Source organism: Leisingera sp. S2M4 (assembly GCF_055398055.1).
The window spans coordinates 2,172,357-2,192,127 of sequence record NZ_AP040861.1; the positions used below are offsets into that span (position 1 = coordinate 2,172,357).

Genomic DNA, 19,771 nt, shown 5'->3' on the forward strand with positions numbered 1-19,771 from the left:
CGGGGTGGCCCGCCCGCCGTACCGGGGCAGCCTATCCGTAGGTCGGGTGGAACTTGCCCGCGGGCGACAGGGTAAAGATGTCGGCCCCGTCGGCGGTGATGCCGATGGAATGTTCGAACTGCGCCGACAGCGACTTGTCACGGGTGACCGCGGTCCAGTCGTCGGCCAGGATCTTGGTCTCGGGGCGGCCGAGGTTGATCATCGGCTCGATGGTGAAGAACATGCCTTCCTCGAGCACCGGGCCGGTTCCGGGACGGCCGTAGTGCAACACGTTGGGCGGGGCGTGAAACACCTGGCCCAGCCCGTGGCCGCAGAAATCACGCACCACGCTCATCCGTTGGCTTTCGGCATAGGATTGGATCGCATGGCCGATGTCACCGAAGGTGTTGCCGGGCTTGGCGGTCTCGATCCCCTTCATCAGCGAATCATGGGTGACCTGGATCAGCCGTTCCGCCTTGCGGCTGAGCTTGCCCGCCACATACATGCGCGAGGTGTCCCCGAACCAGCCGTCCACGATCACGGTGACGTCGATGTTCAGGATGTCGCCATCCTTGAGCTTCTTGTCGCCGGGGATGCCGTGACACACCACGTGGTTCACCGAGATGCAGCTGGCGTGCTGGTAGCCCTTGTAGCCGATGGTGGCAGATTTCGCGCCTGCGTCCTCGACCATCTGGGTGATGATGCGGTCGATCTCACCGGTGGTCTGGCCGGGGAACACATGTGCGGCGATGTCATCCAGAATGCGCGCGGCGAGGGCCCCGGCCTTGTGCATGCCGGCAAAATCGCCGGGCTCGTGAATGCGGATGCCGTCCTTTGTCGTGCGGCCGTCTTTCGATCTCATCGGGCGGAGCTCCATCGGATGTCGTTGCCCAAGCTATGTAAGGGGTTCGCGCCCAAAGGGCCAGAGGGGGCAGCCGGGAACTTTTCCGCGTGGTGCCGAGTTGGGTCCGAGTACATTTTTGCAAACAACACGGAGGGGCAAGACGGCATGGATGGGATCAACGACCTGATGCAGACGGAGATTTACGGGGGCAAGGCGCTGGCGGATCTGGTGACGCTGGAGTTCCTTGCCGAGGTGCTGGGCAGCGCTGTTGCCGCAGTCATCATCCTGATCGCGGGGTTCATCGTCGCGGGCTGGGTGAAGCGCCGGATCGTCGCCGTGGGGGACGCCCATGCCAAGTTCGACGTGACCCTTTTCCACTTCCTCGGCAACCTTGCGCGCTACGCGGTCCTGGGGTTTGCGCTGCTGTTCGTGCTGAACACCTTCGGGGTCAAGACCACCTCGATCATCGCCGCCATCGGCGCCGCCGGGCTTGCGATCGGTCTGGCCATGCAGGGTGCTTTGTCAAACGTGGCGGCCGGGGTGATGATCATCCTGTTTCGCCCCTTCAATCTGGGCGATTTCATCGAGGTCGACGGCCAGATGGGCACGGTCAAGGACATCAACCTCAACAACACGGTTCTGGCCAGCCTTGGCAATCTCAAGGTGATCATTCCCAACTCCGAGGTCTGGGGCAACACGATCACCAACTACTCCTCCTTTCCGACCCGCCGCGCCGAGTGGACCTTCGGCGTCGGCTATGGCGCCGATCTGGCGCTGGCAGAGCGGGTGATCCGCGACACCATCATGGGCGACAGCCGCTCGCACAGCGACCCGGAGCCGTTCATCCAGGTGAACGAGCTCAACAGCAGCTCGGTGGATTTCCTCGTGCGGGTCTGGGTCGATGCCGCGGACTACTTCCAGTACCAGGCGGACATGAAGCGGAAGGTGAAAGAGGCGCTGGACGCGGCCGGGGTCGATATTCCTTTCCCGACCCGGACCATCGTGCATGCGGATCAGGCCGGTATCGACGAGGAAGCCAGCGAAGCCGCCTGAGCACACCAGCCCGACGGGCTGACCTCAGCCCACGGCAGCGATGGGCTGGCCGACCTCGACGCCTGTTGGCGAGATCGTGGTGCCCAGCACCAGCCGTTCCACCCCGGCGGCCTGCGCGGCGTCAAAGGCCGCCGCGTAGGCGGGATCAATGTCGGCCGCCAGCTGGAAGCGATCGCAGTCGGTGCGCTGCACCAGATAGAGCATCACCGCGCGGTGGCCCTCGGCCACCATCCGGGCCAGTTCGCCCAGATGTTTGGTGCCACGGGCGGTGACGCTGTCGGGGAACTCCGCAAGGCCCGGCTGGCGTGACAGGGTGACGCTTTTGACCTCGACATAGCAGTCGGGCAGGCCGGGCTGAGTCAGCAGGAAGTCGATGCGGCTCTTCTCGCCGTATTTCACCTCGGCCCGGATGGCTTCATAGTCCGCCAGCCCGGCAACCTGTCCGGCCTCCAGCGCGGCGCGCAGGGCGCGGTTGGGCACCGAGGTGTCGACGCCGGTGAAATGGCCCCCCGCGTGTTCGACCAGTCGCCAGCCGAATTTCAGCTTCTTCTTCGGATCGTCGTTGGGCTCCAGCCAGATCCGCATGCCGGGTTCGGCCAGCCCCATCATGCTGCCGGGGTTGGCACAATGGGCGGTCACCTCGCGCCCGTCCTCCAGGCGGCAATCGGCAAGAAATCGTTTGTAGCGGCGGATCAGCACCGCGGGGATCAGAGGGGTTTCAAAGCGCATGGCTTCGGGCCTATACCTGCCATGACGCGGTATCAAGGGAGTACGATCATGCCCAATCCAACAGCAGCCATGCTGGTCATCGGGGACGAGATCCTGTCGGGCCGCACGCGCGATGCGAACATGCATTACCTGGCCGGAGAGCTGACCAAGCACGGGATCGACCTGAAGGAGGTGCGCATCGTCAGTGATGACGCTCCGGCGATCGTGGCGGCGGTACGGGCGCTGTCGGCGGCTTATGATCACGTGTTCACCAGCGGCGGCATCGGGCCGACCCATGACGACATCACCGCCGATTGCATCGCCGAGGCGTTTGACGCGCATCTGGATGTGCGCGCGGATGCCCGTGCGATCCTGCAGGCGCATTATGACACCCAGGGGCTGGAGCTGAACGAGGCCCGGCTGCGGATGGCGCGCATTCCCGAGGGGGCGGCGCTGATCGACAACCCGGTCTCGGCCGCGCCGGGGTTCACCCTGGGCAATGTGCATGTGATGGCCGGCGTGCCGATGATCTTCCAGGCGATGGTGGCCAGCGTGATGCCGACGCTGACCGGCGGCCAGCCGATGTTGTCCCAGACCCTGCGGGTGCAGCGCGGCGAGGGCGAGATTGCCGCGCCATTGCGCCAGCTGGCCGAGACCTATGATGATCTGACGGTGGGCTGCTATCCGTTCCAGAAGGACGGCGTCTTTGGTGCCAACATCGTGATCCGTGGCCATGACGGGGCGCGGATCGATGCGGCGATGACCGATCTCGCCCGGGAGCTGGGGCAGTGACAACCGATCCGCGCTATTACGCGGTGACCGAAGCGACCTGGCCGCCTGCCGCAACGTGGCAGCTGGGCTCCGTCACCCTGCGCAAGGGGCTCGGTGGTGGTAGCCGGGTCTCGGCAGCGACGGTGGACGGGGCGGCTTCAGAGGCCGATATCGCAGCCGCCGAAGCCGAGATGCGGGCCATGGGGCAGGCGTGCCTTTTCATGATCCGCGACGGCCAGACGGCGCTGGATGCGCAGCTCGCCGCGCGCGGCTACACGGTGAAGGATCCGGTGAACCTCTGGGTTTGCCCGGTGACGCAGCTGACCGACAGGCCGGTGCCGCCGGTCACTGCCTTCTGCGTCTGGGAGCCCCTGGCGATCCAGCGCGAGATCTGGGCCCAGGGTGGCATTGGCCCGGAGCGGCTGGCGGTGATGGAGCGGGTTGCGGGGCCGAAGACGGCGCTCCTGGCGCGGCATCGCGACAAGCCGGCGGGCGCCGGTTTCGCGGCCATCCACGACGGCGTTGCGATGGTGCATGCGCTGGAGATCCTGCCGCATCAGCGCCGTGCGGGCATGGGGGCGTGGATGATGCGCCAGGCGGCGTTCTGGGCGTTGGAAAACGGTGCCACTGAAATGGCGGTCTTGTGTACGAAACGTAACGCGGGGGCAAACGGGCTTTATGCTTCCCTCGGCATGGCGCTTTCGGGAGAGTATCACTACCGGATTTTGCAGGAAGGTGATTGAACGATGACGAACCAGACCCAGCCTACAGCTCTCGATCTGCCAATGGTGGACCCGCTGCCGCCCGAAACGCAGCGCTACTTCGATATCTGCGTGGAAAAGCTGGGCTTCGTGCCCAATGTGCTGAAGGCAAACGCCTTCGACATCGACAAGCTGAATGCCTTTACCGCGATGTACAACGACCTGATGCTGGCCGACAGCGGTCTCAGCAAGCTGGAGCGGGAGATGATCGCGGTGGTGGTGTCCTCGATCAACCGCTGCTTCTACTGCCTGGTCGCCCATGGGGCGGCGGTACGGCAACTGTCGGGCGATCCGGCACTGGGCGAAATGCTGGTGATGAATTACCGCGTCGCGCCACTGGAGCCGCGACAGCGGGCGATGCTGGACTTCGCCGCCAAGATGACCACTGCGAGCGCCGAGATCGAAGAGGCGGACCGGCAAGGTCTGCGGGACGTGGGCTTCAGCGACCGTGACATCTGGGACATTGCCAATGTGGCAGGGTTCTTCAACATGTCCAACCGCGTTGCCAGCGCCACGGCCATGGTTCCCAACCCGGAGTATCACGGCCAGTGTCGCTGAGGCGCCTGTGGTGTCTGCACGTGGCGGGCCTGCGCTGGCTCGCCCATGTCTGCGTGCTGGTGGCGATCGCCCCTGCACGGTTGGCCGCCGCCGAGTTGATGCTGCCCGCAGAGGCCGAAGCGCTGTCTCAGCGCGACACGGCTCTGGGAGTGTACCAGCTGCCCACGGGCCCCGAGCGCGCGGACGAAGTGCCCTCGCAGGCCTTTGAAGGGCGGATCAGTCGCCGGACCTGGCGCCTGCCGCCCGCGGGCAGCGCGCTGGAGGTGCTGGTGCCCCTGCGGGCGCAGCTGGTGGAACAGGGCTACGAGGTGCACCTTGACTGTGCGGCACGCGACTGTGGCGGTTTCGACTTTCGCTTCGGGATCGAAGTGGTTCCGGCACCGGACATGATGGTCGACATCTCGACCTATCACTTCCTGTCCGCCAGCCGAGGGGACGAGGCGGTGTCGCTGCTGGCGTCGCCGGCAGGGGGGGTGACCTTCTTGCAGATCATCACCGTGCAACCGCCCGAAGCGGCTGCTGCGGTGACGGTCTCGAAACCTGCGGCCCTGCCGGCGGTGCCGGGGCCGTCGCTGGTGGACCTGGCGAAGACGCTGGAAGTGCGCGGCCACGTGGTGCTGACGGACCTGGAGTTCGAAAGCGGATCCACCCGCCTGCAGGAGGGCGCGTTTCCCAGTCTGCGCGCGCTCGCCGCCTTCCTGGGCGACAATCCGCAATACCGCCTGCTGCTGGTTGGCCACACCGACACGGTCGGATCGTTGCAGCAGAACATCGGCATTTCCGAGCGCCGGGCGCAGGCGGTCAAGGATTACCTGACGCAGAGATTGGAGGCGGATGGCTCCCGGATCGATGTCGCCGGAGCCGGGTTCCTGGCGCCGATTGCCAGCAATCTGACGGCCGAGGGGCGTCTGGCCAACCGGCGGGTCGAAGCGGTGTTGCTGACGGAGTGATCCGGGGCTTGCCCCCTTATGTTGCGCATACTCGACCGACAGCGGTTCGATCCGCTTGACGCCTGAAGGGGGCAAAGGTGCGCAGGCTCTGTCTGGCACAAAAAAGCCCCCGCAGCGGATGCGGGGGCAGGTCTTCGAGGGATGTCTTGGTCCGGTGTGAGCCCGGGGAGGTCAGGTCTTCCAGTCCGAGGGGTCGCGGTCAGCAAAGGCCGCCACCAGGAAATCGATGAAGGCGCGGACCTTGGGCTGGGTGAATTTGCCCGGCGGGTAGACCGCATAGATGCCTTGGGTTTCCACCGGCAGGCTGGGCATCACGTCTTCAACCAGCCCTTCGGCCATGGCCGAAGCGTAGAGGTAGCTCGGCAGATAGGCGATGCCGAGGCCGGAAATCGCCGCATTTAGCAGCGACTGGCCGTCATTCACCGACAGCCAGCCGGAGGTGCGCACCTGGCGCTTTTCTCCCGAGGGGGCGGTGATCTTCCAGACGTTGCCGCTGGACTGGCTGGAATAATGCAGCAGCTTGTGGGCGTTCAGCTCGTCGATCTTCTGCGGGCGGCCGAATTTCTCCAGATAGGCGGGGGAGGCGATCATCCGCTTGGTGGTCTCGGTCAGCTTGCGGGCGCGCAGGGAGCTGTCCTCCAGCTCGCCGATGCGTACCGCCATATCAAAGCCTTCGGAAATCAGCTCGACGTAGCGGTTGTTCAGCACCATGTTGACGGTGATGTCCGGAAAGTCGCGCAGGAAATCCGACAGCACCGGCGACAGGTGGTTGACGCCGAAATCGGTGGCGACCGAAATTCGCAAGAGGCCGGAGGGCGCCGACTGCATCGAGGTGACCAGCGCATCCGCTTCGCCCGCATCGTTCAGGACGCGGCGGGCGCGGTCGTAGTAGGCAAGGCCGATCTCGGTCGGCGACACCCGGCGGGTGGTGCGGTTCAGCAGCCGCGCGCCAAGGCGGGCCTCAAGGCTGGAGACATGTTTGGAGACGGCGGATTTGGAGATCCCCATCTTGCGCGCCGCGTCGGTGAACCCGCCCTGGTCCACCACATTGGCAAAGGCCTCCATTTCGGTCAGTCGATCCATGATCCGGCGTCCTCATCATCCTCGGGTTGAGGTGAACTTGCCGGTGAAATCGGGCAAGATCGGGGCGCAGGTGGGATAATTGCGGGGTTTTGATGGGATCGTTTGCGCTGTGGAAACGGCCAGCTTGCGCTGCGATCACGAAGACTTCGATGCAGGGCGAAGCATTTGACCCTGTGCAGCTGCTAGTTCTGGGCCTGCAACAACCCCGGAGAACCGCCCTATGCTGACCTGTGTCATCCGCTATCACATCGACCCGACCAAACGGTCAGAATTCGAACAATACGCCCGCAACTGGGGGCAGGCGATCCCGCGCTGCGGTGCGGATCTGGTTGGCTATTACGCCCCGCATGAAGGCTCGTCGACGCTGGCCTACGGGATATACAATGTCGCCAGCCTGGCGGACTATGAAGCCTACCGCGCGCGGCTGGCGGCGGATCCGCTGGGGCGGGAGAATTATGAATTTGCACAGCGCGAGCGGTTTCTGCTGCGCGAGGACCGGACTTGGCTGCGGCGTATCCCGGGCTCGCAGGGGACAAGGGAAAGGGAGCGGCATGATCGCAGTCATTTTTGAAGTGGAGATCGCCGAGGGCGAGAAGGACAGCTATCTGGCGGCGGCCGCCGCGTTGCGGCCCCTGTTGGACGAAGTCGACGGCTTTGTGTCGATTGAGCGGTTCCAGAGCCTTGCCAATCCGGAGAAGCTGCTGTCGCTGTCCTTCTGGCGTGACGAGGAAGCGGTGGCGCGCTGGCGACAGATGTCGGAGCATCGCTCTGCGCAGGTGCAGGGGCGATCAGGGATCTTTGCCGACTACCGCCTGCGGGTGGCAGGGGTCATCCGTGACTACGGTTTGCAGGACCGGACGCAGGCGCCGCAGGACAGCCGCGCCGTTCACGGGGGGGCTGGAACGGAAGGCGTCACAGAAGCCTGAGCCAGCGCATCACCAGCAGCATGCCCGCGCCCAATCCCAGCAGGCTGAGGCAGAGGATGGGGAAGGCCAACGGCGATTCCGCGCCCGGGATACCGGCGAGGTTCACGCCGAACAGGCCGGTCAGGAACCCGAGCGGCAGGAACAGCGCCGCCACCACCGACAGCGCATAGCTGTTGCGGCCCATCTGCCGCGCCAGTTCGGCATCGGTGTGGTCCCGCAGCACGGCGAGCCGCCCGGTCAGCGATTGCAGCGTTTCCGCCGACAGGGTGAACAGGTTCACCGCTTCGCGCAGATGCAGCTGTTCGTCTTCCGAGAACAGCTGCTCTCCGGTTTCCTGCAGGTTCAGCAGGGCTTCGCGCTGCGGTTCCAGGTAGCGGTACAGCTTCAACACGTTGCGACGCGGTGCCTTGAGCGCCTCGGCGGCGGGCAGGGTGCCGTCCTCGGTCATTTCCTCCAGCGCTTCGGTTGCGGCGCTGAGTTCCAGCACGACGTCGCGGGTGTGCAGCGCCAGACCGTTGATAAGACGGTAGAGGAATTCGCCCGGCGCTTTCGGGCCGTGGCCGGTGCTGCATTCAGCGCGGATCGCATCCAGCGCGAAGGTCTTGCGCAGGCGCACGGTGACGATGGTGCGGCTGGTTGCCCAGATCCTGAGCGACAGCATCTCGGCGGCCTTGGCGCCGGGGTTGCGGTTCACCGTGCGCAGGTTCAGGATCAGCCCGTCTTCGAACATGTCACAGCGGGGGCGGGTTTCGCTCTGCAGCAGCGCCTGTCCGGGAATGCTGGGAAGCTGCGCTGCGCACCAGTCGGTCAACTCCGGGTCCGCAAGATCGAAATGCAGCCAGCGGTAGCGTCCCGGCCCGGTCACGCTGGTTTCCGCCGCGGGGCGGGCAGTGCCATCGGCCCAGAGGTCGTAAGCGGAAATCGGCATGGCGCGGCCTCGTTTGCTACCGTTTTACCATGGGTAGCGCGGATGCGCCCATGCCGCCAGTTTCATTGAAGAAATTCGGCGTGGTTTGTCCCGCTAAAACTGCACGAGGGAGGGCGCGGGCGAATAGTTGGTGAGGTTTGCGCCTGCCCGGGGTGTCCCGGCAGTGCGGGGGGCTGGCTCGCTCCTGTGGTAGGGCAGGAAGATACGCGGCTTCCGGGTCTTCCGACCCAGAAGCCGCGCGTGCATCATTGGCACAGCGCTGTGTCAGCCCTGGCTGCGCTGATGCGTGCCTTCCTCGATCTCTTCGGTGATCTTGGAGACGAAGGCCTTCAGGTCGTCGGGCTGGCGGCTGGTGACGATGCCCTGATCCGCCACGACCTCGACATCCTGCCAGTTCGCCCCGGCATTGATGATGTCGGTCTTGATCGAATGATAGGAGGTCATGTCACGGCCCTTGGCGATCCCGGCCTCGGCCAGGACCCAGGGGGCGTGGCAGACCGCGGCGATCACTTTGCCGCTCTCGTAAAAGGCTTTGACGAGGTTGAGGACGTCCTCCTCGACCCGCAGCAGGTCGGGGTTGATCTGGCCGCCCGGGATGACCAGAGCATCGTAATCCTCGGCCTTGGCATCGGCGATTTTCAGATCGGCCTCTGCCTCGCGGCCCCAGTCGCTGCCTTCCCAGCCCTTGATCGCCTTGCCGTCGAGCGTCGCGACATGGACCTCGGCGCCCTTGACGCGCAGCTGGTCCCGCGGAAATTCCAGTTCCGACTGCTCGAAACCGTGGGTGGCGATGATCAGGATTTTTGCGTCTGCGATTTTGGGCATATCAGAGTCCTCTTCTTGCCAGGATTTACGTACCGCCCCTGAGGACGGCCTCGCAGAAGCAATGCGCCACGGCCCGGATTGGTTCCGAGCCGCGGGCGAAGCAGAAGAGGAATGACTGGTGACAGGCGGCGCTTCAGAGCGCCGCGGCCAGCCGTGTGCCCTGGTTGATGGCGCGTTTGGCGTCCAGTTCGGCCGCCACGTCAGCACCGCCGATGACATGGGCGGTGATGCCCCGTTCGGCCAGCTGATCGGCCAGCGAGCGCTCGGACACCTGGCCTGCGCACAGCACGATGGTGTCGGCTGGCACCAGCGTCGGGTTTTCGCGCGCCTCGCCAAAGCTGACATGCAGACCCGCATCGTCAATCTTCTCGTAGTTCACGCCGCCGATGAATTCGACGTTTTTCATCTTCAGCGTGGCGCGGTGGATCCAGCCGGTGGTCTTGCCCAGACGTTTGCCGTGGCGTTCCGCCTTGCGTTGCAGCAGGGTGACATGCCGGGCCGGGGGCGCGGGCTGCGGGCCTTCGGGCGCGAGGCCTGCGCGGTGCTCTGCCGGGTCGGTGACGCCCCACTCCTTCATCCAGGCGGGCAGGTCGGTGGCCGGGCTGTGGCCCTCCTCCAGCAGGAATTCGGACACGTCAAAGCCGATGCCGCCGGCGCCGATCACCGCCACGCGCTGACCGACCGGTTTCTTGTGACGCAGCACGTCGATGTAGCTCAGCACATTGTCGCGGTCCTGGCCGGGGATCGCGGGATCGCGGGGGAGAACACCGGTGGCGATCACCACTTCGTCAAAGCCGACAAGATCATCCGCTCCAACCTCGCGTCCAAGCTTCAGCGTGATGCCTGCATCGGCCACCATGGTGCGGTACCAGTCCACCAACCCCCAGAACTCCTCCTTGCCGGGCACCTGTTTGGCCATGTTGAGCTGGCCGCCGATCTCGTCGGCGCGGTCGAACAGGGTGACGACATGGCCGCGCTGCGCGGCGGTCAATGCCGTCGACAGCCCGGCGGGACCGGCGCCGACGATGGCCACGGTCTTGGGCGATGCCGCCGGTTCGATCACCAGCTCGGTCTCGTGGCAGGCACGCGGGTTGACCAGGCAGGAGGTCAGCTTGCCGCTGAAGGTGTGATCGAGGCAGGCCTGGTTGCAGGCGATGCAGGGGGCAATGTGGCTGGCCTCACCGGCGGCGGCCTTGGCGACGAAATCCGCATCCGCCAGCATCGGGCGCGCCATCGACACCATGTCGGCGCAGCCCTCGGCCAGCACCTGTTCGGCGACTTCGGGCGTGTTGATGCGGTTGGAGGTGATGACCGGGATGCCGACCTTGCCCATCAGCTTTTTCGTCACCCAGGCAAAGGCCGCGCGGGGCACCGAGGTGGCGATGGTGGGGATGCGGGCCTCGTGCCAGCCGATGCCGGTGTTGAGGATGGTGGCGCCGGCCTTCTCGACCTCCTGCGCCAGCTGCACGACCTCTTCATAGGTCGAACCCTCGGGCACCAGGTCGATCATCGACAGCCGGTAGATGAGGATGAAATCGCGGCCCACGGCCTCGCGCGTGCGGCGCACCACCTCAAGCGGCAGGCGCATGCGGTTTTCGTAGGAGCCGCCCCAGCGGTCGGTCCGCTTGTTGGTGCGGGTGACCAGGAACTGGTTGAGGAAATAGCCCTCGGACCCCATGATCTCGACCCCGTCGTAGCCTGCCTCTTGTGCAAGCCGGGCGGCGTTGACGATGTCGCTGATCTGTTTCTCGATCCCGTCTTCGTCCAGCTCGATCGGGGCAAAGGGCGAGATCGGCGATTTCAGCGGGCTGGGGCCGACGCATTTCGGCCCATAGGCGTAGCGGCCCGCGTGCAGGATCTGCATCGCGATCTTGCCACCCGCATCATGCACCCGGTCAGTGACGATCCGGTGGTTGGCCACGTCCTTGTCGCTGGTCATCATCGCGGCGCCGGGCAGGACCGAACCTTCGAGGTTGGGGCCGATTCCGCCGGTCACCATCAGCGCCACGCCACCGCGGGCGCGGGCGGCGTAGAATTCGGCCACCCTGTTCCAGTCGCCGGTTTCCTCCAGCCCCGTGTGCATCGACCCCATCAGCACGCGGTTCTTCAGCGTCGTAAAGCCGAGATCCAGCGGCGCGAGCATGTTCGGGTACGCAGTCATTTGAACTCTCCCTGGCAGTTGTCGCAAGGATCGTGAACCGGGCCGCCATTGTCACGAGGAAACGCGGCGTCACCCTCTTGCGTGCCGCGGCGGCAATCGGTCTAAAGGGATGGCTGCAACGCCAAGGAGAGCCTGATGACGCCCGAAGAAATTGCCAAACTGCCCTATCGTGCGAATGTGGGCGTCATGCTGATCAACGCCGAGGGCGCGGTCTTCGTGGGGCAGCGCCGAGACCGGTTCAAGGATGCCTGGCAGATGCCGCAGGGCGGGATCGACGCGGGCGAGGACCCGCGCGCCGCAGCCCTGCGCGAGCTGGAAGAGGAAACCGGTGTCTCGCCGGAACTGGTGGAGATCGTTGCCGAATCGGACGGCTGGCTGCCCTATGATCTGCCGCATGACGTGGTGCCCAAGTTCTGGGGGGGCAAGTACCGCGGCCAGCAGCAGAAATGGTATCTCATGCGGTTCCTAGGCACGGACGATCAGGTCAACATCGAGACCGACCACCCTGAGTTCTCGGCCTGGTGCTGGCAGCCGGTCGACAGCCTGGTGGAGAAGATCGTGCCCTTCAAGCGCGAGGTCTATGCCCGGGTGGTCGAGGAGTTCAGGGAGTATCTGTGAGATGCCTGTTTTCAAGGAACTGTTCGGAAGCTCTGCCCGTCTTGCGGGGCTGCGCGTTCTGTCCGCGGCCTGCGGCGCGGTCGTGGCGGCCACACCCGCAGCGGCGCTGAGCTGCCTGCCCTGGGGGCCGGCGGATGCCTATCTGGAAGCGGCCAACTCCAGCAGCGCCTACAATGTCATCGCCGGAGAGCTGCGCTTTGACGAGACGCAGCTGCCGCGCTCGCACTCCGAAAACCCCGAAGACATGCCGGAGCTGAGCCGCATCCCGGCACAGATCTCGGGTAAGCTGCTGGACGGGAAATACTTCTCTCAGCGTGTGTCTGTCCCGGCGGTGCTGGAGGTGGAATGCGCCGGCCCGTGGTGCGCGGGGGCGCGGTCGGGCGTGGATTACGTGCTGTTCGCCGAGCAGCGCGGAGGCGAACTTGTGGTTCGCCTCGGCGCCTGTGGTGGTTTTGCCTTTGACGACACCCCCGAGGTGCGCCGCACCGTGTTGGAGTGCCATCGCGGCGGCAGCTGCGCGCCGCTGGCGCCGCGCTGACGAGCCGGGTTAGCGAGCCGTGGCGGCCTGCCGCCGCAGCCGCACCCTGCCTTGCCCGAGCCACAGGCTGAACAGGGCAAGGCTGGCGCCCAGCATCTGGTTCGCGGTCAGGGTTTCATTCAGCAACAGCCACCCGAGCACGACAGCGGACAGCGGGCTGAACACCCCCAGCAGCGAAACCTGTGCAGGGTCGAGCCGCGCCAATCCCCGGAACCACAGGATATAGGTCAGCGCGCCGCCGATCAGGCTCATGTAGGCGAGGCCCGCGATATTGGCCGCGGTGAACTGCGGCACGTCGGGCACCATCCACAAGGTAACGGGAACCAGCAGCAGTCCGCCCGCGGTCAGCTGCCATGCGGTGAAGGTCAGCGGCGGCACCGGTGGTTGCCACTTGCGGCTCAGCACCACGCCCGCCGCCATCGACAGCGCACCGCCGAGGCCCGCCAGCACGCCGATGGTATCCAGCCGTGCGGCCGGGGTCAGCACCAGCAGGGCAACACCTGCGATGCTCAGCAGCGCGGCGGTGACGGCGGCGGCGCGGACCGGGGTGTTCAGCAGCAGCGTCGACAGGAATACCACGAGCAGCGGCTGCACCGCGCCCAGCGTGGCCGCAACCCCGCCCGGCAGCCGATAGGCCGACAAGAACAGCAGCCCCCAGAAGAGCGAGAAATTCAGCGCTCCCAGCAGCAGCAGCCGTGGAATCCAGTGAACCGGTGGCAGCTCGCGCACGAGCAGCAGCAGCAACAGCCCCGCAGGCAGGGCCCGCAGCAGGGCCACCACCAGCGGCGAGTGCCCCGGCAGCAGCGTGGTGGTCACGATATAACTGCTGCCCCAGATCGCGGGGGCCAGGGCAGTCAGGCAAAGCGTTCGGACGGACATGGGACTCTCCTTATCTTGATGTCGAGATACCATATATTGTCTTGACGTCAAGATTAACCTCGCTACACCGGAGCCATGGATCATGTAGATGTCATTACCCAGCAGTGGGAACAGGAGCGGCCGGACCTAGACGTGACGGCCATGGGCGTGATTGGCCGGGTCGCACGGTTGCAGCTGGCCTATCAGCGCGAGATGCAGAAGACCTGGGCCGAGTTCGGGTTGAACGCGGCCAAGTTCGACGTGCTGGCAACGCTGCGCCGCGCGGGCGCCCCTTATGCGTTGTCGCCGGGGGCGTTGCTGGAGGCAACCATGGTGGCCTCTGGCACGATGACCAACCGGATCGACCGGTTGGCCGCGGACGGGCTGGTAAAGCGCGAGGTGAACCCGGAGGACAGCCGCAGCTTCCTGATCGGGCTTACCGAGAAAGGTTTTGCACTGATCGACGAGGCGGTTACCGCGCATGTGCAGACGCAGGCGCGCCTGCTGGCCGGATTGTCCGCCGAAGACGTCGCAGCGCTGCAGACCTTGCTGGGCAAGGCACTGAAGGCTGCGGACAGCTGACACAGGCCCGCGGTTGCGCCTGGCCCTGTGCAGCGGTCGAAAAGACGCGCCGCGTTGGGAGAGCTGATGGCGGCGAACGCCGCCAGCCGGGGCCGCCCTGGCGGTCCCGGCTGCGCCCAACGGGCGCGGCGGCACCGTCAGGTGATGTTGCGACGGGCGGGAGGCCCACCTGCGGAGACGGGCGCGGGCCGATCAGACCAGACCGGCGTCCTCCAGCAGGGCCAGCACATTTGTTTCCGGGCGCGGGCCGATGTGGCGGATCACCTCGCCTGCGCAGATGCACCCCATCCGCGCCGAGATCTCGATGTCCCGGCCCGTGGCGAGGCCGAACAGGAAGCCGGCTGCGAACTGGTCGCCTGCGCCGGTCGCGTCCACCGGAACGATGGTTTCCACCGGGACGTCGACCCGCTGGTTATCCTGCACCACGGTCACCCCGTCGCCGCCGCGGGTGCAGACCATCAGGTCGCAGATCTCCGCAGTTCTGGCCATGGCCTGTTCCAGATCCTCGGTCTCGAACAGAGCGCAGATCTCGTCCTGGTTGCCGATGACAAAGTCGAGATCATTGCCGATCAGATTCAGGAAATCCTCCCGATGGCGTTCGACACAGAACGGGTCGGAGATCGACAGGCCGACGCGCCCGCCGCTTTGGCGGCAGATGCGGGCGGCTTCCATGAAGGCGGTCTTCCCCTTGTCCCGGTCGAAAAGGTAGCCCTCGAGGAACATGATCTGAGCCGCGCTTGCGGTCTCTTCCGGCACGTCGGCAGAACTCAGCTCGGAGGAAGTGCCGAGATAGGTGTTCAGTGAGCGCTCGCCATCGGGCGAGACGAAGATCATGGAGCGCGAGGTGGGCAGCTCGTCGCCCTCGACCGGCGGGTTCACGAAGGCGACGCCCTCGTTGTTCATCGCATCGGCATAGAATTTGCCAAGGGTGTCGTCGCGCACCCGGCCGATAAAGGCCGCGTCCAGCCCCAGCGCACCGGCGCCTGCGATGGTGTTGGCCACCGAGCCGCCGGGGGTCATCACCCGGTTGCCCATCGCGGCATAGAGCTCCTCGCAGCGATCGCGCTCGATCAGCTGCATGATGCCCTTTTCGATACCCTGTTCGGACAGGAAGGTGTCTTCGCATTGTGAAATCACGTCGACCACGGCATTGCCGATGCCAACCAGATGATAGGTCTTGGTCATTGTCTCTCCTTGGGGAATGCGCCCGGCTGCGGGGCGTCCAGGTCTGGATCAGAGGGGCGGCAGGCCGGGGGCGGCGGTTGCCGGGACGATACGGAGGGCGACTGCGCGGCTCACAGGTTCTTGTCCTCGTACTGGCACAGGTCGCGGATCAGGCAGGTGCCGCAGAGGGGCTTGCGGGCCTTGCAGTGGTACCGACCGTGCAGGATCAGCCAGTGGTGCGCGTGCTGCTGAAAATCGGCCGGGATGTTGTCCTCGATGGCGCGTTCCACCGCGTCCACATCCTTGCCCGGCGCAATCCCCGAGCGGTTGCCGACCCGGAAGATATGGGTGTCCACTGCCTGCGCCGGTTGCTTCCACCACATGTTCAGCACGACATTGGCGGTCTTGCGGCCGACCCCCGGCAGCGACTGCAGCGCGGCGCGGGAATTGGGCACCTCGCCGCCGTATTCCTCCACCAGGATGCGCGACAGCTTGATGACGTTCTTGGCCTTGTTGCGGTAGAGACCGATGGTCTTGATATGCTCGATCAGGCGTTCTTCGCCCAAATCCAGCATCTTCTGCGGGGTGTCGGCGATCTTGAACAGCTCGCGGGTCGCCTTGTTGACGCCGGCGTCGGTGGCCTGCGCCGACAGCGCCACCGCCACCACCAGCGTATAGGCGTTGACGTGCTCCAGCTCGCCCTTGGGTTCGGGCTCGGCCGCCTGAAAGCGGGTGAAGATCTCGCGCAGGGTATGGTAATCGAGTTGCTTGGCCATGACGCGCCTTATGTACCGTCGAGAGATTAAAGCGCAATTGAAATTGCGCCGTGGGCGTCCTCCCTCCGGGCGGAGCGTTGCGTCGCCCGGGTCTTTTCGCAAGTTCCGGGTCGCAGGTCGGCGCGCATCGCATTAGCCTGTGGGTTGAAGACAGCAGGTGGCGGAAATGACAGTCGAGACGCAGGAAACTTCTTACCATTATGGCGTCATGCGCCGTGCGATCGCGTTGATCGACGCGGGCGGCGAGGATCTGACGCTGGAGCAACTGGCCGCCCGCATGGACATGAGCGCCAGTCATTTCCAGCGCGTGTTCTCGGCCTGGGTCGGGGTGTCGCCCAAGCGATACCAGCAATACCTGCGGCTGGGGCACGCCAAGAGCCTTTTGCGCGAACGTTTCACCACGCTGGAGGCGGCGCATGCAGTGGGCCTGTCGGGATCGGGGCGGCTGCACGATCTGTTTCTGCGCTGGGAGGCAATGAGCCCCGGAGAATATGCCCGCAAGGGGCAGGGGTTGCGCATCTTCTGGGGGTGGTTCGACAGCCCCTTTGGGGCGGCGTTGGCGATGGGGACGACCAAGGGCATCTGCGGGCTGGCCTTTGCGGCGGAGACCGGCGCGGAGGCCGCCATGCGAGATATGTGCGCCCGTTGGCCGTTGGCAGATTTTGTCGAGGATACGACGCGGCTGCGGCCGCAGGTCGACGCCATCTTTGCCCAGCGGGGAGAGGCGGCGCTGCATATGATCGGCGCTCCCTTGCAGATCAAGGTCTGGGAGGCGCTGCTGCGCATCCCGTCAGGCCACGTGACCACCTATTCCGAGCTGGCCCGGGCGATCGGGGCACCGCGAGCGGTGCGGGCAGTGGGCACGGCGGTGGGGCGCAATCCGGTCAGCTGGCTGATTCCCTGCCACCGGGCCTTGCGCAAGTCGGGCGAATTGGGCGGCTATCACTGGGGGCTGCCGGTGAAACGCGCGATGCTGGCCTTTGAAGCCGCGCAGGATGACGCCACCCCGCGCGCGCCCAATGCGGCGCAGACAGGCCTGCACACCGGCAACTGAGCCATGGCCGCACCGGGCCATGAGGCAGCTTTCAGCGGTATTTCGCCAATCTCTGACAACCTGTCCTTGAGCTTGACGCTCGGCGCCCCGATATTCGGCGGGACAGCCGGACCTGGGGGTCTGGTGCGTGCAATACAAGAAGGCAGTTTGATTATGCAGATGAAACTCACCTCGGCCGGCCTTGTGACGGCTGCCTTGACCCTTGCGGCCTGTACCGATCCCGCCACCGTGGCGACGCCCGGAAGCAACACCCAGCAGGGCGCGATCCTGGGGGGCATCATCGGCGCTGGTGTGGGTGCGCTGACCAATGATTCCGATCCGGGTCTCGGGGCATTGACCGGCGCCGTGGTCGGGGCCACTGCGGGCGGGGTGATCGGCAACCAGCTCGACAAGCAGGAGCGCGAGCTGCGCCAGACACTCGCCAATGACGAGATCACCATCGTCAATACGGGCGACCGGCTGATCCTGTCGTTCCCGAATGACCTGACCTTTGCCACCGACAGCGCCGCGATTTCGCCTGCGGTGCAGGGTGATCTGCGCAAGGTCGCCAACAGCCTGGTGCGCTACCCCAACAGCCTGGTGCAGGTGATTGGCCACACCGACAGCGATGGTGCCGCCAGCTACAACCAGGATCTGTCGGTGCGCCGGGCGAATGCGGTGGCCGATCAGATCCAGGCCGGCGGCGTGCCCTATAGCCGTCTGAGCATCATCGGTCGGGGGGAGGAGCAGCCGGTGGCGTCGAACCTGACACCCGAGGGCAAGGCCCGTAACCGCCGCGTCGAAGTGGTGGTGATTCCGCAGAGCAGCTGATCGAAAAGCAGGCTTTCACACGTCTTATGCAGCGGCCTGTCCCACCGGGGCGGGCCGTTGTTGCATCGAGGTCAGCGAGTGCCGCGGGGACTGCTGCCCCGCGCCTGCGGAATTATGCACATGCGCTGCGCGGCGGCAGCTCTTTCAGCCGGGGCCGGAGTGCATAGATGATGGGTGAAGACCAGAAACCAACGTCAGGAACATCCGATGGCAGATCCCGTCTTGCTCACTATCTCCGGCTCGCTGCGCCAGGAGGCCACCAATCGCAAGCTTCTGGCCGAAGCCGCGCGTCTGTTCGGCCCGGCCACCGTTGTCGAGGCGGAGCTGAGGTTGCCGCTGTACGATGGCGATGACGAGGCTGCCGACGGAATCCCGGCGGCGGTTCAGACCTTGTCGGACCAGATTGCGGCGGCGGATGCGGTGCTGATCTCCACGCCGGAATACAACAAGGGGCCCTCGGGCGTTCTCAAGAATGCGCTGGATTGGGTGAGCCGGACCAAGGGCAATCCCTGGGCAGGCAAGCCGGTGGCGGTGATGTCCGCGGCCGCTGGGCGGGCCGGCGGCGAGCAGGCGCAGGCGCTGCTGCGCAGTCTCCTGGTGCCCTTTCAGCCACGCGTGATCGCCGGGCCTGCGGTGCATCTGGCCAACTCCCGAAACGAGTTCGACGATGCCGGGCGGCTCATCAGTGAACGCTATCAGGAGACGCTGGCGATGCTGATGCAGAACCTGCGTGCCGAATTGGCCGACTAAGGCCGCGCGGGGCCATTCAGAGGTTGTCTTCGACGCGGAACCCCTGGGGAATGTTGTCGGTCTCCTCGAGCAGCAGGTCCGCCATCACCTCGGCCGTCTTTGGCGCCATGCCAAAGCCGATCTTGAAGCCGCCGTTGGCGATGTAGTGGTCCTCTCGTCCCGGCCAGGCCCCCAGCATCGGCGCGCGGGACCTGGCGCGTGGGCGCACCCCGGCCCAGCGTTCGATGACCTCGGCGCCATGCAGCACCGGTACCGCCGCACAGGCGCGCTCGATCACGTCGTCAAGCTGCATGTCGGTGGCCTGGCCATCCGTGAACTCCCGCTCGGAGGTGGAGCCGATCGCAAGGGTGCCATCGGCATGCGGGATGATGTGCAGCCCGTCCGCATAAAGCTGCGGCACCGCGCCTTCGTGAAAGCGCAGCAGCGCCGCCTGACCCTTGACGCCGCTGCCCACGGTCTTGCCGAAACGCTCATTCAGCTCCAGCAGCCCTGCGTGGCCCTTGGCATGGACGACCTTGCCCTGATCCGGGGCCTCGGCCACCACGGTGATGTCGCGCACCGCCAGGGCGGCCACCAGCGCCGAACAGGCGCGGCGCGGATGCATCCGGGCGCTGAGGGTGTCATGGACCACCATGCCGGTGGCGCTGGGCGGCACCCAGGGGCCGAGATCGGCGGCAGGCACCACGCGCCATTCGGCCGCGTCCTTCCAGAGTTGTGCGGCGCTGGCTTCGCGCTGGCGGGCGAGCTCCAGCGCGCGCGCGTCGTTCAAGGGCTGCAATCGCCCGGTGCGGCCATAGCCCGCGCTGACGCCGCCTTCGGCCTCTACCGTCTCCCAGAACGCCTGCGCCATCAGCAGGCTTTCCAACTGGAATTGCTTCTTGGGGTTCCAGTTCTCGGGGACATGCGGTGCGAGCGCGCCGACCAGGCCGCCGCTGGCCCCCGCACCGGGGCCAAAGGGGTCGATGACCTGCACCCTGGCGCCGCGCCGGGCGCAGGTCCAGGCGATAGACAGACCGAAGATCCCCGCGCCGCGCACCGTTACATCTGCCATTGCCATTTGCGGATCCTTTCGCC

At 65.8% G+C, this 19,771-nt stretch carries 23 protein-coding genes; 13 read left to right on the forward strand and 10 right to left on the reverse strand.

The window, feature by feature from the left end; translation table 11 throughout:
- Nucleotides 1-31: 31 nt before the first annotated feature.
- Nucleotides 32-841 carry a type I methionyl aminopeptidase gene (gene map, locus ACZ52D_RS10555; protein WP_464441269.1) on the reverse strand — a complete coding sequence of 270 codons (810 nt, stop codon included), beginning with the start codon at nucleotides 839-841 and terminating at the stop codon, nucleotides 32-34.
- Between the two features lie 147 nt (nucleotides 842-988).
- Between map and ACZ52D_RS10560 the strand changes: the two genes are divergently transcribed.
- Nucleotides 989-1,876, forward strand: a complete 888-nt coding sequence (locus ACZ52D_RS10560; RefSeq protein WP_464441270.1) for a mechanosensitive ion channel family protein — start codon at nucleotides 989-991, stop codon at nucleotides 1,874-1,876.
- Between the two features lie 24 nt (nucleotides 1,877-1,900).
- Here ACZ52D_RS10560 and sfsA read toward each other — a convergent pair whose 3' ends face one another.
- Complete coding sequence (sfsA, locus tag ACZ52D_RS10565; RefSeq protein WP_464441271.1) at nucleotides 1,901-2,605, reverse strand: DNA/RNA nuclease SfsA; 705 nt, start codon at nucleotides 2,603-2,605, stop codon at nucleotides 1,901-1,903.
- A gap of 48 nt (nucleotides 2,606-2,653) precedes the next feature.
- On the opposite strand from sfsA, the gene ACZ52D_RS10570 reads away from it, so the two are divergent.
- From ACZ52D_RS10570 to ACZ52D_RS10585, 4 genes are read left to right on the forward strand one after another with little or no spacing between them, the layout of a single operon-like run.
- Complete coding sequence (locus tag ACZ52D_RS10570; RefSeq protein WP_369926628.1) at nucleotides 2,654-3,376, forward strand: competence/damage-inducible protein A; 723 nt, start codon at nucleotides 2,654-2,656, stop codon at nucleotides 3,374-3,376.
- On the forward strand, nucleotides 3,373-4,098 hold the full coding sequence (locus tag ACZ52D_RS10575; RefSeq protein ID WP_464441272.1) for a GNAT family N-acetyltransferase: 726 nt from the start codon (nucleotides 3,373-3,375) through the stop codon (nucleotides 4,096-4,098). The genes ACZ52D_RS10570 and ACZ52D_RS10575 overlap by 4 nt, the downstream gene beginning before the upstream one ends.
- Nucleotides 4,099-4,101: 3 nt before the next feature.
- Complete coding sequence (locus ACZ52D_RS10580) at nucleotides 4,102-4,674, forward strand: peroxidase-related enzyme (protein WP_222454856.1); 573 nt, start codon at nucleotides 4,102-4,104, stop codon at nucleotides 4,672-4,674.
- Nucleotides 4,665-5,624, forward strand: coding sequence for an OmpA family protein (locus tag ACZ52D_RS10585; RefSeq protein ID WP_464441273.1), 960 nt, complete (start codon nucleotides 4,665-4,667; stop codon nucleotides 5,622-5,624). Before ACZ52D_RS10580 ends, ACZ52D_RS10585 begins: the two co-directional genes overlap by 10 nt.
- 171 nt (nucleotides 5,625-5,795) lie before the next feature.
- On the opposite strand, the gene ACZ52D_RS10590 is transcribed toward ACZ52D_RS10585, so the two are convergent.
- Nucleotides 5,796-6,707 (reverse strand): LysR family transcriptional regulator, encoded by a 912-nt coding sequence (locus ACZ52D_RS10590; RefSeq protein WP_222454858.1) that lies wholly within the window; start codon nucleotides 6,705-6,707, stop codon nucleotides 5,796-5,798.
- A 220-nt stretch (nucleotides 6,708-6,927) separates the two neighbouring features.
- On the opposite strand from ACZ52D_RS10590, the gene ACZ52D_RS10595 reads away from it, so the two are divergent.
- Nucleotides 6,928-7,278 carry an NIPSNAP family protein gene (locus ACZ52D_RS10595; RefSeq protein WP_464441274.1) on the forward strand — a complete coding sequence of 117 codons (351 nt, stop codon included), beginning with the start codon at nucleotides 6,928-6,930 and terminating at the stop codon, nucleotides 7,276-7,278.
- Complete coding sequence (locus ACZ52D_RS10600) at nucleotides 7,259-7,633, forward strand: antibiotic biosynthesis monooxygenase family protein (RefSeq protein ID WP_464441275.1); 375 nt, start codon at nucleotides 7,259-7,261, stop codon at nucleotides 7,631-7,633. The genes ACZ52D_RS10595 and ACZ52D_RS10600 overlap by 20 nt, the downstream gene beginning before the upstream one ends.
- Here the strand turns inward: ACZ52D_RS10600 and ACZ52D_RS10605 are convergent.
- The 3 genes from ACZ52D_RS10605 to ACZ52D_RS10615 form a co-directional block, all read right to left on the reverse strand.
- The gene (locus tag ACZ52D_RS10605; protein ID WP_464441276.1) at nucleotides 7,620-8,561 is read right to left on the reverse strand and encodes a CorA family divalent cation transporter; all 942 of its coding nucleotides are present in this window, start codon (nucleotides 8,559-8,561) and stop codon (nucleotides 7,620-7,622) included. The two genes, ACZ52D_RS10600 and ACZ52D_RS10605, sit on opposite strands and share 14 nt — an antisense overlap.
- A gap of 264 nt (nucleotides 8,562-8,825) precedes the next feature.
- The gene (locus ACZ52D_RS10610) at nucleotides 8,826-9,386 is read right to left on the reverse strand and encodes a type 1 glutamine amidotransferase domain-containing protein (protein WP_464441277.1); all 561 of its coding nucleotides are present in this window, start codon (nucleotides 9,384-9,386) and stop codon (nucleotides 8,826-8,828) included.
- Nucleotides 9,387-9,519: 133 nt separating this feature from the next.
- A complete protein-coding gene (locus ACZ52D_RS10615; RefSeq protein WP_464441278.1) occupies nucleotides 9,520-11,547 on the reverse strand; it encodes an FAD-dependent oxidoreductase in 2,028 nt (675 codons plus the stop codon).
- A 135-nt stretch (nucleotides 11,548-11,682) separates the two neighbouring features.
- Here ACZ52D_RS10615 and ACZ52D_RS10620 point away from each other — a divergent pair, with 135 nt between their 5' ends.
- Both ACZ52D_RS10620 and ACZ52D_RS10625 read left to right on the forward strand, forming a co-directional pair.
- Entirely contained in the window at nucleotides 11,683-12,165 is a 483-nt protein-coding gene (locus tag ACZ52D_RS10620; protein ID WP_464441279.1) for an RNA pyrophosphohydrolase, read from the forward strand.
- A gap of 1 nt (nucleotide 12,166) precedes the next feature.
- Nucleotides 12,167-12,703, forward strand: a complete 537-nt coding sequence (locus ACZ52D_RS10625) for a hypothetical protein (protein WP_464441280.1) — start codon at nucleotides 12,167-12,169, stop codon at nucleotides 12,701-12,703.
- Nucleotides 12,704-12,712: 9 nt separating this feature from the next.
- On the opposite strand, the gene ACZ52D_RS10630 is transcribed toward ACZ52D_RS10625, so the two are convergent.
- Entirely contained in the window at nucleotides 12,713-13,582 is an 870-nt protein-coding gene (locus ACZ52D_RS10630; RefSeq protein WP_464441281.1) for an EamA family transporter, read from the reverse strand.
- A gap of 75 nt (nucleotides 13,583-13,657) precedes the next feature.
- On the opposite strand from ACZ52D_RS10630, the gene ACZ52D_RS10635 reads away from it, so the two are divergent.
- Nucleotides 13,658-14,143, forward strand: coding sequence for a MarR family winged helix-turn-helix transcriptional regulator (locus ACZ52D_RS10635; protein WP_417472952.1), 486 nt, complete (start codon nucleotides 13,658-13,660; stop codon nucleotides 14,141-14,143).
- Between the two features lie 192 nt (nucleotides 14,144-14,335).
- Here ACZ52D_RS10635 and ACZ52D_RS10640 read toward each other — a convergent pair whose 3' ends face one another.
- Both ACZ52D_RS10640 and nth read right to left on the reverse strand, forming a co-directional pair.
- A complete protein-coding gene (locus ACZ52D_RS10640) occupies nucleotides 14,336-15,328 on the reverse strand; it encodes an adenosine kinase (RefSeq protein ID WP_464441282.1) in 993 nt (330 codons plus the stop codon).
- Nucleotides 15,329-15,438: 110 nt separating this feature from the next.
- A complete protein-coding gene (gene nth / locus ACZ52D_RS10645) occupies nucleotides 15,439-16,083 on the reverse strand; it encodes an endonuclease III (RefSeq protein ID WP_222454869.1) in 645 nt (214 codons plus the stop codon).
- 166 nt (nucleotides 16,084-16,249) lie between these two features.
- Between nth and ACZ52D_RS10650 the strand changes: the two genes are divergently transcribed.
- The 3 genes from ACZ52D_RS10650 to ACZ52D_RS10660 all read left to right on the forward strand — a co-directional run bounded on the left by ACZ52D_RS10650 (nucleotide 16,250) and on the right by ACZ52D_RS10660 (nucleotide 18,697).
- Nucleotides 16,250-17,137 carry a methylated-DNA--[protein]-cysteine S-methyltransferase gene (locus ACZ52D_RS10650; RefSeq protein ID WP_464441283.1) on the forward strand — a complete coding sequence of 296 codons (888 nt, stop codon included), beginning with the start codon at nucleotides 16,250-16,252 and terminating at the stop codon, nucleotides 17,135-17,137.
- Between the two features lie 153 nt (nucleotides 17,138-17,290).
- On the forward strand, nucleotides 17,291-17,947 hold the full coding sequence (locus ACZ52D_RS10655; RefSeq protein WP_222454871.1) for a YiaD family glycine zipper/OmpA-like lipoprotein: 657 nt from the start codon (nucleotides 17,291-17,293) through the stop codon (nucleotides 17,945-17,947).
- A gap of 207 nt (nucleotides 17,948-18,154) precedes the next feature.
- Nucleotides 18,155-18,697 carry an NADPH-dependent FMN reductase gene (locus ACZ52D_RS10660; protein ID WP_464441284.1) on the forward strand — a complete coding sequence of 181 codons (543 nt, stop codon included), beginning with the start codon at nucleotides 18,155-18,157 and terminating at the stop codon, nucleotides 18,695-18,697.
- Nucleotides 18,698-18,713: 16 nt separating this feature from the next.
- Here ACZ52D_RS10660 and ACZ52D_RS10665 read toward each other — a convergent pair whose 3' ends face one another.
- On the reverse strand, nucleotides 18,714-19,754 hold the full coding sequence (locus ACZ52D_RS10665) for an NAD(P)/FAD-dependent oxidoreductase (protein ID WP_464441285.1): 1,041 nt from the start codon (nucleotides 19,752-19,754) through the stop codon (nucleotides 18,714-18,716).
- Nucleotides 19,755-19,771: the final 17 nt, after the last annotated feature.

What these genes read in the sequence shown, in the direction of transcription:
- map (WP_464441269.1), bottom strand. Translation starts at nt 841, where the DNA reads ATGAGATCGAAAGACGGCCGCACGACAAAGGACGGCATCCGCATTCAC.
- ACZ52D_RS10560 (WP_464441270.1), top strand. Translation starts at nt 989, where the DNA reads ATGGATGGGATCAACGACCTGATGCAGACGGAGATTTACGGGGGCAAG.
- sfsA (WP_464441271.1), bottom strand. Translation starts at nt 2,605, where the DNA reads ATGCGCTTTGAAACCCCTCTGATCCCCGCGGTGCTGATCCGCCGCTAC.
- ACZ52D_RS10570 (WP_369926628.1), top strand. Translation starts at nt 2,654, where the DNA reads ATGCCCAATCCAACAGCAGCCATGCTGGTCATCGGGGACGAGATCCTG.
- ACZ52D_RS10580 (WP_222454856.1), top strand. Translation starts at nt 4,102, where the DNA reads ATGACGAACCAGACCCAGCCTACAGCTCTCGATCTGCCAATGGTGGAC.
- ACZ52D_RS10590 (WP_222454858.1), bottom strand. Translation starts at nt 6,707, where the DNA reads ATGGATCGACTGACCGAAATGGAGGCCTTTGCCAATGTGGTGGACCAG.
- ACZ52D_RS10595 (WP_464441274.1), top strand. Translation starts at nt 6,928, where the DNA reads ATGCTGACCTGTGTCATCCGCTATCACATCGACCCGACCAAACGGTCA.
- ACZ52D_RS10600 (WP_464441275.1), top strand. Translation starts at nt 7,259, where the DNA reads ATGATCGCAGTCATTTTTGAAGTGGAGATCGCCGAGGGCGAGAAGGAC.
- ACZ52D_RS10605 (WP_464441276.1), bottom strand. Translation starts at nt 8,561, where the DNA reads ATGCCGATTTCCGCTTACGACCTCTGGGCCGATGGCACTGCCCGCCCC.
- ACZ52D_RS10610 (WP_464441277.1), bottom strand. Translation starts at nt 9,386, where the DNA reads ATGCCCAAAATCGCAGACGCAAAAATCCTGATCATCGCCACCCACGGT.
- ACZ52D_RS10615 (WP_464441278.1), bottom strand. Translation starts at nt 11,547, where the DNA reads ATGACTGCGTACCCGAACATGCTCGCGCCGCTGGATCTCGGCTTTACG.
- ACZ52D_RS10620 (WP_464441279.1), top strand. Translation starts at nt 11,683, where the DNA reads ATGACGCCCGAAGAAATTGCCAAACTGCCCTATCGTGCGAATGTGGGC.
- ACZ52D_RS10625 (WP_464441280.1), top strand. Translation starts at nt 12,167, where the DNA reads ATGCCTGTTTTCAAGGAACTGTTCGGAAGCTCTGCCCGTCTTGCGGGG.
- ACZ52D_RS10630 (WP_464441281.1), bottom strand. Translation starts at nt 13,582, where the DNA reads ATGTCCGTCCGAACGCTTTGCCTGACTGCCCTGGCCCCCGCGATCTGG.
- ACZ52D_RS10635 (WP_417472952.1), top strand. Translation starts at nt 13,658, where the DNA reads ATGGATCATGTAGATGTCATTACCCAGCAGTGGGAACAGGAGCGGCCG.
- ACZ52D_RS10640 (WP_464441282.1), bottom strand. Translation starts at nt 15,328, where the DNA reads ATGACCAAGACCTATCATCTGGTTGGCATCGGCAATGCCGTGGTCGAC.
- nth (WP_222454869.1), bottom strand. Translation starts at nt 16,083, where the DNA reads ATGGCCAAGCAACTCGATTACCATACCCTGCGCGAGATCTTCACCCGC.
- ACZ52D_RS10650 (WP_464441283.1), top strand. Translation starts at nt 16,250, where the DNA reads ATGACAGTCGAGACGCAGGAAACTTCTTACCATTATGGCGTCATGCGC.
- ACZ52D_RS10655 (WP_222454871.1), top strand. Translation starts at nt 17,291, where the DNA reads ATGCAGATGAAACTCACCTCGGCCGGCCTTGTGACGGCTGCCTTGACC.
- ACZ52D_RS10660 (WP_464441284.1), top strand. Translation starts at nt 18,155, where the DNA reads ATGGCAGATCCCGTCTTGCTCACTATCTCCGGCTCGCTGCGCCAGGAG.
- ACZ52D_RS10665 (WP_464441285.1), bottom strand. Translation starts at nt 19,754, where the DNA reads ATGGCAATGGCAGATGTAACGGTGCGCGGCGCGGGGATCTTCGGTCTG.